Annotated in this window: 11 protein-coding genes; 3 read left to right on the forward strand and 8 right to left on the reverse strand. The window is 36.6% G+C overall.

Annotated elements, in window-relative coordinates; translation table 11 throughout:
* Positions 1-119: 119 nt before the first annotated feature.
* The 3 genes from OZY43_RS07520 to OZY43_RS07530 form a co-directional block, all read right to left on the reverse strand.
* The gene (locus tag OZY43_RS07520) at positions 120-1,055 is read right to left on the reverse strand and encodes a phosphate/phosphite/phosphonate ABC transporter substrate-binding protein (RefSeq protein ID WP_277164598.1); all 936 of its coding nucleotides are present in this window, start codon (positions 1,053-1,055) and stop codon (positions 120-122) included.
* Between the two features lie 354 nt (positions 1,056-1,409).
* Positions 1,410-2,339 carry a phosphate/phosphite/phosphonate ABC transporter substrate-binding protein gene (locus OZY43_RS07525; RefSeq protein ID WP_277164600.1) on the reverse strand — a complete coding sequence of 310 codons (930 nt, stop codon included), beginning with the start codon at positions 2,337-2,339 and terminating at the stop codon, positions 1,410-1,412.
* Positions 2,340-2,608: 269 nt separating this feature from the next.
* Positions 2,609-3,088 carry a universal stress protein gene (locus tag OZY43_RS07530; protein ID WP_277164602.1) on the reverse strand — a complete coding sequence of 160 codons (480 nt, stop codon included), beginning with the start codon at positions 3,086-3,088 and terminating at the stop codon, positions 2,609-2,611.
* Between the two features lie 148 nt (positions 3,089-3,236).
* On the opposite strand from OZY43_RS07530, the gene OZY43_RS07535 reads away from it, so the two are divergent.
* Together OZY43_RS07535 and OZY43_RS07540 are read left to right on the forward strand one after the other, a co-directional pair.
* Positions 3,237-4,037, forward strand: a complete 801-nt coding sequence (locus OZY43_RS07535) for a tyrosine-protein phosphatase (RefSeq protein WP_277164604.1) — start codon at positions 3,237-3,239, stop codon at positions 4,035-4,037.
* Between the two features lie 19 nt (positions 4,038-4,056).
* The gene (locus OZY43_RS07540) at positions 4,057-4,533 is read left to right on the forward strand and encodes a nucleoside 2-deoxyribosyltransferase (protein WP_277164606.1); all 477 of its coding nucleotides are present in this window, start codon (positions 4,057-4,059) and stop codon (positions 4,531-4,533) included.
* Between the two features lie 127 nt (positions 4,534-4,660).
* Here the strand turns inward: OZY43_RS07540 and nagA are convergent, their stop codons facing one another.
* Positions 4,661-5,815: an N-acetylglucosamine-6-phosphate deacetylase gene (gene nagA / locus OZY43_RS07545; protein WP_277164608.1), complete on the reverse strand. Its 1,155-nt coding sequence runs from the start codon at positions 5,813-5,815 to the stop codon at positions 4,661-4,663.
* 155 nt (positions 5,816-5,970) lie between these two features.
* Here nagA and OZY43_RS07550 point away from each other — a divergent pair, with 155 nt between their 5' ends.
* Entirely contained in the window at positions 5,971-8,970 is a 3,000-nt protein-coding gene (locus OZY43_RS07550) for a TIM-barrel domain-containing protein (protein ID WP_277164610.1), read from the forward strand.
* Positions 8,971-9,033: 63 nt separating this feature from the next.
* On the opposite strand, the gene OZY43_RS07555 is transcribed toward OZY43_RS07550, so the two are convergent.
* The 4 genes from OZY43_RS07555 to OZY43_RS07570 all read right to left on the reverse strand — a co-directional run bounded on the left by OZY43_RS07555 (position 9,034) and on the right by OZY43_RS07570 (position 12,526).
* A complete protein-coding gene (locus tag OZY43_RS07555; RefSeq protein ID WP_277164612.1) occupies positions 9,034-9,516 on the reverse strand; it encodes a PTS glucose transporter subunit IIA in 483 nt (160 codons plus the stop codon).
* Positions 9,517-9,518: 2 nt separating this feature from the next.
* A complete protein-coding gene (locus OZY43_RS07560) occupies positions 9,519-10,019 on the reverse strand; it encodes a hypothetical protein (RefSeq protein ID WP_277164614.1) in 501 nt (166 codons plus the stop codon).
* Positions 10,012-10,806, reverse strand: coding sequence for a MurR/RpiR family transcriptional regulator (locus OZY43_RS07565; RefSeq protein WP_277164616.1), 795 nt, complete (start codon positions 10,804-10,806; stop codon positions 10,012-10,014). Before OZY43_RS07565 ends, OZY43_RS07560 begins: the two co-directional genes overlap by 8 nt.
* Before the next feature lie 94 nt (positions 10,807-10,900).
* Entirely contained in the window at positions 10,901-12,526 is a 1,626-nt protein-coding gene (locus tag OZY43_RS07570) for an alpha-glucoside-specific PTS transporter subunit IIBC (protein ID WP_277164618.1), read from the reverse strand.

Raw genomic sequence — 12,526 nt, forward strand, 5'->3', positions numbered from 1 at the left:
ATTCTATCAAATAATAACAGAAATTTGACAGTTAGAAAAGGGAATTATCCTGAAAAGCATTCTTTTGGCCAAAAAAAGTCAATTGGTCCGGTACAATTAAAATAGTTGTCTGTTACTGCCTAATTTTGAATATTTTTGACAATTTTTTCGTACTTCCGCACTGTATCAAAGTCGCTGTCCTTAGCTGGCACATAACCTTCATGTGCATAAACTTTTTCAATTAGCTGATGACCCTTCTTTGATTTAGAAATAGCAATAAATGCGTTAGCCAACTTCTTCTGAAATTTTGGGGACATATTTGGTACCACTGAGACTGTATCATTAGGAATCCGTGCCTTAGTAAAGTAAATTGGCACTACTTGACTCATAATCTTCGGATAATCTTTCAGAACCTTGTTACGTGCATCTTCAAAGACAAATGCAGCATCAGTATCGCCATTTAAGACATTCAGTACAGCTTGATCATGGCCCGTAACAGTTACCAACTTACAACTTTTTGGCACATTTAAGCCCTTTTTCTTTAACTCGGCAATTTGATAAATATAGCCAGATGTCGAGGTTGGTGACTGAATAGAAATTGATTTACCTTTCAAATCTTTCCAACTTTTAATTTTAGAATTTTTACGGACCACAATTTCTGCCCTAAATGACTTGGTCAGCTTCTTAGTCCACCGACCACCAGGTTGCTTAATGTCATACCGCTCCGATTGCAGTAAAACATCGGCTGCTCCCTGTCTATGAGCAACAACATAACCATCTGGCGGTAAAAAGCCAACATCAACTTTGCGCGATTTCATTGCTTCCATTAAAGCATTATCACTGGTTGAAACCATAACATGAACGGGAATGCCTAACTTATCTGACAGCATTTTTTCTAGCGGTTTGGCCCGACCTTCCAACTTATTCGCTGCAATACTTGGTACAAACTCAACAGTTAGTGACTTCGGCGTGTAATCCTTGCTATTTGCACCTGTGCTTTTATTTGAACAGGCTGCTGTCACTACTGCCAACATCATTACAGCAAGCCCTAACAATACTCGTCTTATTTTTTTCATCTTGCCCTCCAATATTTAAAAACTAACGGAATACAAAAGAGCACAATGTGGCCTAACACATCATGCCCTTGTTAATATTCCTAAATAAAAGTAAACGATTACCATCCTGCACGCAGAATTAAGCAAACAGATGAAAAAATTCATTAGAATGATTCTTCTATTCACTGCCCTCGACCTTCCCGCTAATACATTAATATTCGTTATATAAGAAGCATAGCATAGAAAAAGCCGCTACGACAAGGAAATCTTACTAATGATTTTATGAAAACACAATTAAAAATCGCTAACTTTATATCATTTACTATATAAAGATACAATTACCGTTATCTTTTTAGTTACAATTTTGCAAAAAAATTATTTTTTCAACGATTGCGCAATTTTTTCGTATTTACGAACGATATTGTAGTCACTGTCTGTAGCTTTACGATAACCGTATTGATCATACATCTTTTGAATCAGCTTTTGCCCATCCTTGGTCTTACTAATATCAATGAAGGCATTAGCTAACTTCTTGCGAAAAGCCTTTGGCATACTTGGTGAAACCGAAATTGTGTCATTAGGAATCGGCGTTGTAAAGTAAATTGGCACAACCTTTTGCTTAATATTTGGCTCATCATGCAAAACTTTGTTACGCGCATCTTCAAAGACAAATGCGGCATCAGTGTCACCGCTCAGCACGTTTAAAACTGCCGTATCATGACCATTAACTGTTACTAACTTACATTTTCTAGTAACATCTAAGCCTTTTTCCTTAAGTTCAGCAACGGGGAAAATATAGCCCGTAGTTGACGTCGGACTTTGAATGGAAATTGATTTACCTTTTAAATCCTTCCAACTCTTAATCTTGGAGTTTTTCTTAACAACAATTTCAGCACGCAGAGTATGAACTAGCTTTTTAGTCCAAGTACCACCGGGTTGCTTAATACCGTAACGTTCTGATTGCAATAAAACATCAGCAGCATGTTGCTTATGCGCCTGAACGTAGGCATCAGCAGCTAAGAAACCAACATCTATTTTCTTCGACTTCATTGCTTCAATCTCGGCATTATTATCAGTTGAAGTAGTAACATGCACCGGAATTCCTAACCGCTTTGAAAGCATCTTCTCTAATGGTTTACCACCACCATCTAAGCGGCCGGACGCATCGCTAGGAACAAATTGGACGTTAAGTGACTTAGGCGTAGTGGAATTATTTTTAGCTGTTTTTTGATTAGAACATGCTGTCAATGCAACTGCACCTAAGATAGTTACTGCACCAAGTAATATTTTTTGGATTTTTTTCATGATTATCTCCTAAATACCGTAAACAAAAAAGACTTAACGCAAATCATAAATATGACTTACGTTAAGTCAGTAACTAAAATACTATTTAAATGAATAAAGCTCTTATCAAAAAGAAACAACCCTTGAACAGTCCAATAATCAATTCGCATTTTTTTCAAATTGGTCTGCATCATGTATTCCCTTCTTCCACTTCAGAACTAATTCACGGTAATAATATCAAAATTATCACAAAAATAAAAGCTTAACCAATAATTAGTTAAGCTTTAATTTTATTTCTGCCGAATTGGATTATTGTCAACATCAGTTCTAACAATTAAAACATCAGCCAATGCATGTTGATCAACATACTCAGTAACTGATCCCATTAACATTCTTTCTACAGCATTTAACCCAGTTGCACCCATAATAATTAAATTATTATGGTGATCTTTGATAAAGTCATAGGAAATTACAGCCTTAGGACTACCATAACGAATGTGATAATCAATATCATCAAAGTCAAAGTTATCGTGTGCCCATTGTTTCAAGTCTTTCATATACTTACTTGTATCTTGCGTCATTTGATAAATCGTATCACCTGAAATCAAGGTATCCTGCATTTCCCCTAGGAATTGTCTAGTATCAATCACGTTCAAAATATCAATATGAGCATTTTCCGTCATTGCAATTTTGACTGCTTTATCAAAAGATCTCTCAGCTGACTCGGAACCATCAACTGGAACTAAAATGTTGTCTTTACTCGTACTCATGTTCTCACCCTCTAGAAATATACTGCTTGATTACCTTTTATTTTAACATAATTTTGGTAGCAGTTACTTTTTTTATAATTGTTTATCCATTAGTTTATTGCTAAAATAGATACTAGATGTCAACGATAAAGGTGGAAGATAAGCAATTATGACGGAAAAATTAATTAATCAATTAATCGGAATTAACAGCGGCCGTAACTTTCGGGAATTAGGTGGTTATAAGACCAGCGACGGTAAGACCGTTAAGATGCACAAATTACTACGGACTGCTAACTTGGGTACTTTAGATGACGCAGACCTTAAATTCTTACAAGACTATGGTGTTAAATACATTGTAGACTTTCGGAGTAAAGAAGAAGCTGAACACCAACCTGATCATATTCCTGCAGGTGCAAAATATGATTTTGACCCTGTTTTCAGTGAGGACTTAACCAATTCTTCTAAAAGTATTGAACAGATTATCGCAGAAGGACCTAAAAACAAAAATGCCGGTTTTGAGCATATGTTGATTGCCTATGACGACATGATTACAAGTAAGCCAGCTCAAAAAGCTTACCAGCACTTTTTCGATCTTTTGCTAGCTAATGATCAAGATGGTCAGAGTTTAATTTTCCATTGTACTGCTGGTAAGGACAGAACTGGAGTCGGTGCCTTATTAATCTTGACAGCTTTAGGTGTGCCACTTGAAACAATTAAGCAAGACTACCTTTTAACTAATGTTGCAACTGCTGATTTTGTTAAAGGTTTCTTAATTAAGGCCAAGGCCGAAGGGGCTGATGATGCAACTGTCAACGTCTTAAAGGACTTCCAAACAGTTCATGTTGAATACATTGAACACGTTTTAGAAACAATTAACAAAAATTACGGTAGCGTTAACAACTATTTACGTGATATTATGAAATTAACTGATTCCGAAATCAGTAAGTTGCGTAATATTTACCTAAAATAATTAGTTAAGGAGACCGTTTATGACAAAGACAAAAACCGTTTACTTTGGTGCCGGCTGGTTTAACGAAAAGCAAAACAATGCTTATCAAGCTGCTATGAAAGCTTTGACTGCAAATCCAACCATTGACCTAGAAAATAGTTACATTCCATTAGACCACCAATATAAAGGAATTAATGTTGAAGAACACCCTGAATATTTACATGATCGTGAATGGGCAACTGCTACCTACCATGGTGATTTAATCGGCATCAAGTCCAGTGACATCATGATTGGTGTTTACCTACCCGAAGAAGAAGACGTTGGCTTAGGAATGGAACTCGGTTACGCTTTAAGTCAGGGTAAATATATTCTGTTAGTTATTCCCGATGAGGACTATGGCAAAGCCATTAACTTAATGAGTTGGGGCGTTTGCGATAGTGCGATTAAGATTAGTGAATTAAAAGATTTTGATTTTAATAAGCCACAATTTAACTTCTATAATGGTGCTGTTTATTAACAATTAGCAATAAAAAAGGTTCTCGCAAGAGAACCTTTTTTATTTAATATTAATAATCTGATCCAAATAAGTTGGTATCTTGCTTTAAAACATTTAAGTAGCAAGGTCCCTAGTTACCGAGGATTAATTAAGCTTGATAACGTGATACACCATTTAAATAGGTTTCACTCAAAGTCATATCTGGGTTAAGAACTATAAAATCAGCAGCCTTATCTGGTGCAATTGAGCCACAGTTAGCTAGGATTTTTGCACTTTTAGCCGGCACATAAGACGCCATCATAATTGCTTCCTGCGGCGTTGCAATATTCCAGTCGACCAAATTCTTAACTGCTGTCTTAAGCTGCAAAATACTACCAGCTAAGTTATGATTGGTTTTTAAACGAGCCATTCCTTCTTTAACGTAAACCGGTAATTCACCCAACATGTAGTCACCATCAGGCATCATTCCAGCTTCCATACAGTCAGTAATCAGTGCAATATGTCCTGGCCCCTTTAATTGAATTAATGCCCGAACCATTTCTTTTTTAACGTGGTGACCATCACAGATCAACTCATCAGTTACATTGTGCAGAGCCATAGCTGCATTCGAAATTGTTGGTGCGTGGTGCGAAGGGTCTGGCATCCCGTTAAAAGTATGGGTAAACATCGTCGCACCTGCTTCGATTCCAGCAGCTGCTTGGCTAAAATCAGCACTTGAATGTCCTAATGAAACAACAACACCTTCTTGAACAACTTGCCGAATAAATTCACGGCTTCCTTTACGTTCTGGTGCCAGTGAAATTTTATTAAGCAAATTCTTAGATTCAGCCCGCCATGCATTAAATTGTTGCAAATCAGGATCCAACAAATATTTGGGATTTTCAGCACCAGCATGTTCAGCTGTAAAATATGGGCCTTCAAAGTGTAACCCTTGAATTTTGGCACCTGTTTCTTCACCCTTATGCTTACCAAACATCTTACAAATTCTAGTTAATGTATCAGCACCGGCCGTATAAGTGGTTGGCAACCAGCTCGTCACGCCTGATTGTAAAAAGCCTTCGGATAGATGGTTAATTCCCTTCCAATCACTCTTCATCACGTCTTCATTTAACGAACCATGAACGTGCGTATCAACTAGTCCCGGTGCAATCCACTTACCAGGATAATCAATGATTTTTCCAGTTGGCTTTTCTTTTTCTGAATAATAAAAGCCAAATTTACCATTATCCTGAACCTCAAGATAACCGCCATCCTCTGTTGTATTTTCAAGGAAGAATTTATCTGCATGAATATAATAAGTCATAATTTCCCCTCTCTTTATAAAGGCTTACTCTATTGTTAATAATTTCATTTTAACCCAATAAATTGGTCTTAACCAGTTTAATCACAAATACTACAGAAAATTTTCATTTTTTAGTTATAATATGTAGTAGGAAAATAAATTAGGAAGCAAGAATTATGACACAAGATACGCAAATAAACAACCATCAATTAGGGTCATTAACCGGCGCCAACCGCTGTAAAAATTATTATGAACTGCACTATGCAACTGGCGAAGTTGCTCGGTTCTATATTTTGGCTGACGGTATTTTTCGCTTCGTCCTTGATCCCGAGCAAAATTTCACTGATCACTCGCCATTATCACTTCAACTTAATGTCCATAGCACAGCTTTTGAACATTCACAAGTACGGGCTACAAGTGATTCATTAATTATTCAGGCAGGCAATTATCAAATAATTTTTGGGCAAAAACCTGCTACCATGAGCATTTTTGACGAAACTCTGCATCACACCCGAATGACACAAGTTAAGCCACTTGAATTAGGTGACAATTTTACACGAGAATTCTTAAAACAAGGTAAAAACGAATTTTACTTTGGCGGCGGCTTACAAAACGGTCACTTTAGCCATAAAGGGCGAAAACTTACTATTAAGTACGACCATATTACGGGTAAAGATGGCGTTATTACTCAAGTGCCGTTTTTCTGGTCAAATGCTGGTTATGGCGAATTACGCAATACCAATACTGTCGGCAATTATGATTTTGGCAGTTGTGACCCCGCCACAACTATTATTGCACACCAAACAAAAGTTTTTGATAGTTTTTATCTGCTTGGTAATACGCCTCAAGCTATCCTAGCCAAGTACTATACTCTGACAGGTAAACCAATGATGTTACCTAAATATACTCTAGGGTTAGGTCACATTGGTAACTTTTGTTCAACCTTATGGCAGCCTAGTGAGGCTAAAGTACGTAATGCCAGTAAAATTGGTAATAGCTATTATGTGCGCACAACAGATGCTGCTAATGCTTCGGGGAAGTCATCACTTAATGGTGAAGAAGACTATCTCTTTTCGGCACGTGCAATGATTGATCGTTACAAAGCACTACACTTTTCGCTTAGTTGGTTTGTCCCGAACTATCGAATTAAAGCTAATGACAATAAGGCTCTTGCCTGCTTTAATGACTATGCCTTAAGTCAAGATGTTTATCCCGGATTCTGGCATCAATCAGGCAACTCAAACTTTAACCTCCCTACACAAACTGCTTTTACCTTAACTGATAATTCTGCACTGTCTGCAGATGAAGAGCAACTTAGCACTAGTTTACAGCGTAAACGACCGCTAATCTTACAAACTAACGGTTATGCCGGTATGCAAAAAAATGCTGCTCTAACATTTGGCGATATTGGCGGTAATTGGGAAAATATTGCCACCCAAGTTGCTGGCTTCATCGGTTCTAACTTATCTGGGCAACCGCTTGTCGGTGCTGCAGTTGACGGCACTCAAGGTGGTGGCAACGCCCAAATTAGTGTTCGCGATTTTGAATGGAAAAGTTTCACGCCACTTTTATTCAGCTTTGATGATCAAGGTGAATACAGCAAAACACCGTTTGCTTATAACAAAAAGATTACAGAAATCAGCCGTGCATATACAATCTTACGCGCACAATTTCAGAATTACCTGTATACCCTAAATTATCAAGCACAGTCTGGTGTGCCAATTGTACAGCCCCTATTTATCGCCTTTCCTGATGAGCGTACTAATTATACCGAACAATTTGGCAATGAATTTATGCTTGGTGATAATCTGTTGATTGCACCAATTACTAATGGACGCGAAGATGAAAACGGCAATGCCCGCAAAGATAACCTCTACTTGCCTGACAGCCGCACAATGTGGATTGATTTATTTACTGGAAAAAAATATGCCGGTGGCCGCGTTTACAACAACCTTTCTTACCCTACCTGGCACCTACCCGTATTCGTTCGCGGCGGCAGTAGTTTTGATTTAGGGAAACGGGATTATGTCTTGTTTCCACAAGGTCAGAGTAGCAATATAATTTATGATGATGACGATTTGACTGACTTTAACCACCATCATTGCGAAAGTCAGATTAATTGTATTAAAAGTGCTGACAAATTAACCATTACGCTTGCTCCCGTTAAAGGCAACTATGCTGATTTAGAAGTTGAACAACCAACAAAATTAGCGATTCTTTGTGATACTTATCCTGACCAAATAACAGTTAAAATCAACGACCAAGTAATTTCTATGCAAGAATATGGTACAATCGATGCTTTTGATCACGCTCGTGAAGGGATCTTCTTTAATACTAGCTACACAGCTGTCCCTGAATTTAACTATTATCATGATCCTGACCAAATAGCTTTACAAATCAAGCTTGCTAGTCGCGACATTACCAATAGCAAAATCGAAGTCATCATTCACAACTACACATATGGTGAAAATGTTTTAGTACATGCGATTACTGACGGCCTTTTGCCATCACCAAAATTGCCAGCAGTTGATCCAAATCAAATTTCAGCCCATTCTTTTGCACTTGCTTGGCCCAAAAAAGGTAATATTCAAGTTGAAATTAACGGTATTCTCTATGAAGGTATTAGCGGCAATTGCTTTACCTTCCATGAATTAGCTCCTAATACCCGCTATATTATCCGAATGCGTTACGCCGCAGGCAATAAGGTTTCTGAATGGTCTGACTTATTCGGAGTTATTACTAAGCACGCAGCAATTGATTATGCTATTAATGACATTCAAGTTACCAGCAATTATTCAAGCAGTCCCCAGCATCCCTTAACTTATTTAACAGATTTAAAACTCGCTAGTGAATGGCAAACAGACACACCTATCACGCCAGACAAGCCATTGGAATTAATCTTTAGCTTTAAGCAAGTTGAGAAATTAAGCCGGATGGCTTTTGTTCCGCGTAACATTGATCATCAAGGCGACCCTGTTGATATTACAATTAGTGTTTCGCTTGATGGCATTAACTACACGACTTACGCCAATCATCTTAATTGGAAAGCTGACAGTAAAAATAAGGTAGTCGGCTTACGTGATGTCCGTGCAAAAGCAATTCGCCTGACAATTTACCAATCTTCAGGCCCAATCACTGCAGCCCGTGAAGTAATTTTCTTCAGAGCAAAGAAATAAATATAAAAAAAGACGATCGCAAGCGGATCGCCTTTTTTGTATTAAAATCTTTATTAAAGAGAATCAACCATTCAACTTGATTGTTTGGACTTCTTTACCATGGGTTACATTACCTGGAGCAACTTCAGAAACAGATTTAATCAAATCCATATTAGTATAAACGACAATTATTGTATTGTCATAACCAGCTGCTGTAATCATTTCCAGATCCATCTCAGCAAGTTGATCACCTTGCTTAACGACATCACCTTCTTTGACCATTACCTTAAATGGTTTCCCTTTTAAATTAACTGTATCTAATCCCAAATGAAGCAAAATTTCCAGATTATCCTTTGTTGTAATTCCAATTGCATGCTTAGTTGGAAAAACCGTCGTAATTGTTCCAGCAACTGGAGCACAAATTTTCCCATTCTTTGGCTTAATTGCATAACCATCACCTAACATTTTTTCAGAAAAAACATCATCTTTAACAGCCGTAATCGGAATTAGTTGGCCATCAACTACCGCACTAACCGAAAAACCCTGCTTTTTAAATAATTTAAACATTTTCAATACCCACTATTCTTCACCTTTAATAGAATAATCATTGCTAAACATGCACTAAATATCAACATAAAGATAACTGAAACAACTATAATTGGCCACGCACCCTTTTGGGGCCGATCTTTACCAGCTAACTGTAAACTAATTAAACCCAATAATGCTAAAACCGCGCAAAAAAGATTACCAACTAGCAGCTGACCTAAGGCCTGACAAGTCATAAAAAAGCGATAATTAACATAATTACGCAAGATTTCATTCTTTTTTAACCACAAATAATAACCTAAAATAAAATCAGTCAGCGCAATTATCACATCCACCGCAACTAGTGGTGATTTTGCCATGATTAGAACAATACTATTTTTAGTAATTGCTGCTTCTAAAATCATGAAGAAACTAAAAAATAATGGTATCAGCAATAATGCATATAAATATGTAAGCAAAATCTTTTTAGTATTTAGGTGTGCCTTATCTAAAAATTTAATAACAAAATTGTTTAATTTACTCATTATTCTTCCCGTTTTGCTTATCTCGCCAAATACCAAACTTATTAATTAACAAATCTACTAACGAATAAGCCAAGATAAAAGACACCCCATTATCATTATTGGTGAACTTAACCGTTGGATAATAAAAGTTATAGTCTGACAGTGAGGCTAACTTGTTTTGTTTCAAATCAGTAAAGGATACATACCGAAATTTATTATTAACCAACTCAAACTTGCTTAATTCATCATTAATTTCTCGATTATCGCCAGTATAAGAAATGATAAACAGTAGGTCACCTTTTTTGGCAATCTTACCTACCATCTTTAATTCACTCAAAGCAGATGGTAATACAATTGACGAAACGCCAAAAAGTAATAATTCATGAGAAAGATAGTTCGATAGAATTTGCTGAATCCAGCCTGTTGAATAAATATAAATATTATCAGCATTACTTAACTCAGTATAGAATTTGTCTAAGTCAAGTGATTTAAAATATTTACGCAAATTCTCTGTTTCTTTAGCTAAATCAGGACCGAAATTATTCCTAAACTTGACATAATTCTTATTCTGATCATTTTCTAAAGAAACTTCATTTAAGTAAAACTTCAACTCACTATAACCACTTAATCCCAAATGCTTACACAACCGAAAAATTGCAGATTTAGAAACATATAATTTACTAGATAATTCAGATAGACTTAAATTTTTACACAACTTTGCATTGCTTAGAACAAATTGAATGATCCTTATTTCAGAATCATTCAATTTGCTACTTTTTTGATAAATTAGAGATTTTAGCTTTGACATTAATAAATATTACGCTCCATAAAAATAGTTACCTATTTATTATAACTTTATTTCAATTTATAAAAGCGCTTTATTCAAAATATAAAGTTTAAAATTAATCCTGACTAATATCGTTTTTTCTTAATTCCTGCATTGCTTCAAGAACTTGAGCAACATCTAGTCCAACAATAACCTGAATGGCTTTTCCATGATGAACTACATTAATTGCCTTAGAAGCCTTAAATTGAGCATCCGAGCCTAACTTATCAGGATCCTTAACAGAAACTCGCAACCGTGTCGCACAAGAACTTAATTCTTTAATATTTGAACTACCGCCAAGTAAATCAAGAAAAGCCGTTGCTCTAACAATATATGGATCAGTTTCAGCAGAGTCAGTACTTGCTGCTTGATCTTGATCAGCTTTTTTAGCTTCATATTCTTTCTTATTTAATAAATGAACTTCTTCATCGTCTTCTTCACGACCAGGAGTTGCGTAATTAAATTTTTCAATCATAAATTTAAAGACAAAGAAAGTGATAATAGCAAACACAATTCCGACTGCAAACTGTACTAGATATGTCTGCCAATGATTGGCCCATAACGGAATCCAATTTTCAGCAGCCATATCAATACCGCCAAGCGTAAAGTTACCTACAACACCTAAACTGAACATTACTGTGTTCATTGTTGCTGCAAGAACAGAGTAAACAATCCAGAGAACTGGAGCTGCAAATAAGTAAGTAAAGTCAATCGGTTCAGTAATACCAGCAAAGAATGACGTCAAAGCAGCTGGAATCAGCAAAGCTGAAGTTTGCTTTTTCTTACTCTTCTTTGCCGTTGCATAAAATGCTAAACAAATAATCGGAGCAAGAAAAATCTTCTCATTTCCCCATAGCTGGAAGCCCATCTGCGGCGCTAATTGTTTTAACGGATGAGTGCTTAAGGCAAATTGCGTTAAGTGCTTTAACCAGAATGGTTGAAGCCCCCCAGCTACTACCGCAGGTCCATATTGGAACGGAATATAAACTAGATGGTGTAATCCGGTCGGAATCAAAACCCGATTCAAGAAATTATAAATCCACACGCCAATTACGCCACTATTAAGAATGAATTTTTGCATTCCACTAATACCTAACTGAACCTTAGGCCAGCCCCAGCAAGTTAAGAATGCTAACGGTATCATGGCAAAAAAGCCAAGGATATAAACATAGGTTGAACCCTGAAAAGTTCCTAACCATTCTGGCAATTTCTTATCAAAGTACCGGTTATGAAGCCAGATTACAATTCCAGCAACAATTAAGGCACCAATCATACTAGTATCCAGTGTTTTAATTCCGGCTATTTCAGTCAATCCGTGGTTAGTTGAATTATCAATTATTTGAATATTAGCAAAATTAGGAATACCAAAGTTTGCACCCCAGTGTGTCAAAATAGTGCCAATAAAATAGTTGTAAGTCATATAAGTAATTAAAGCTTCCATTGCCGCTCTACCTTTAGACTTGTTAGCCAGTCCAATTGGTAAACCAACAACGAATAATAATGCTTCTTGCTTGAAGACCGTCCAACCACCAGCAGTAATTGTGTCCCAAATAGAATTCCAAGTAGTACCCGGACTTGCTAAAGAACCAAAAACTGCTTGATTAGTAAATAAGCTACCTATCGCAACAACTATTCCGGCAAAAGAGAATAAAAGCACTGGCACAAACATCGCTGCACCAAACTTTTGAAACTTCTGCATCAT

The organism is Lactobacillus sp. ESL0785, assembly GCF_029395455.1.
Taxonomy (GTDB): Bacteria; Bacillota; Bacilli; order Lactobacillales; family Lactobacillaceae; genus Lactobacillus.

What these genes read in the sequence shown, in the direction of transcription:
- OZY43_RS07520 (WP_277164598.1), bottom strand. Translation starts at nt 1,055, where the DNA reads ATGAAAAAAATAAGACGAGTATTGTTAGGGCTTGCTGTAATGATGTTG.
- OZY43_RS07525 (WP_277164600.1), bottom strand. Translation starts at nt 2,339, where the DNA reads ATGAAAAAAATCCAAAAAATATTACTTGGTGCAGTAACTATCTTAGGT.
- OZY43_RS07530 (WP_277164602.1), bottom strand. Translation starts at nt 3,088, where the DNA reads ATGAGTACGAGTAAAGACAACATTTTAGTTCCAGTTGATGGTTCCGAG.
- OZY43_RS07535 (WP_277164604.1), top strand. Translation starts at nt 3,237, where the DNA reads ATGACGGAAAAATTAATTAATCAATTAATCGGAATTAACAGCGGCCGT.
- OZY43_RS07540 (WP_277164606.1), top strand. Translation starts at nt 4,057, where the DNA reads ATGACAAAGACAAAAACCGTTTACTTTGGTGCCGGCTGGTTTAACGAA.
- nagA (WP_277164608.1), bottom strand. Translation starts at nt 5,815, where the DNA reads ATGACTTATTATATTCATGCAGATAAATTCTTCCTTGAAAATACAACA.
- OZY43_RS07550 (WP_277164610.1), top strand. Translation starts at nt 5,971, where the DNA reads ATGACACAAGATACGCAAATAAACAACCATCAATTAGGGTCATTAACC.
- OZY43_RS07555 (WP_277164612.1), bottom strand. Translation starts at nt 9,516, where the DNA reads ATGTTTAAATTATTTAAAAAGCAGGGTTTTTCGGTTAGTGCGGTAGTT.
- OZY43_RS07560 (WP_277164614.1), bottom strand. Translation starts at nt 10,019, where the DNA reads ATGAGTAAATTAAACAATTTTGTTATTAAATTTTTAGATAAGGCACAC.
- OZY43_RS07565 (WP_277164616.1), bottom strand. Translation starts at nt 10,806, where the DNA reads ATGTCAAAGCTAAAATCTCTAATTTATCAAAAAAGTAGCAAATTGAAT.
- OZY43_RS07570 (WP_277164618.1), bottom strand. Translation starts at nt 12,526, where the DNA reads ATGATGCAGAAGTTTCAAAAGTTTGGTGCAGCGATGTTTGTGCCAGTG.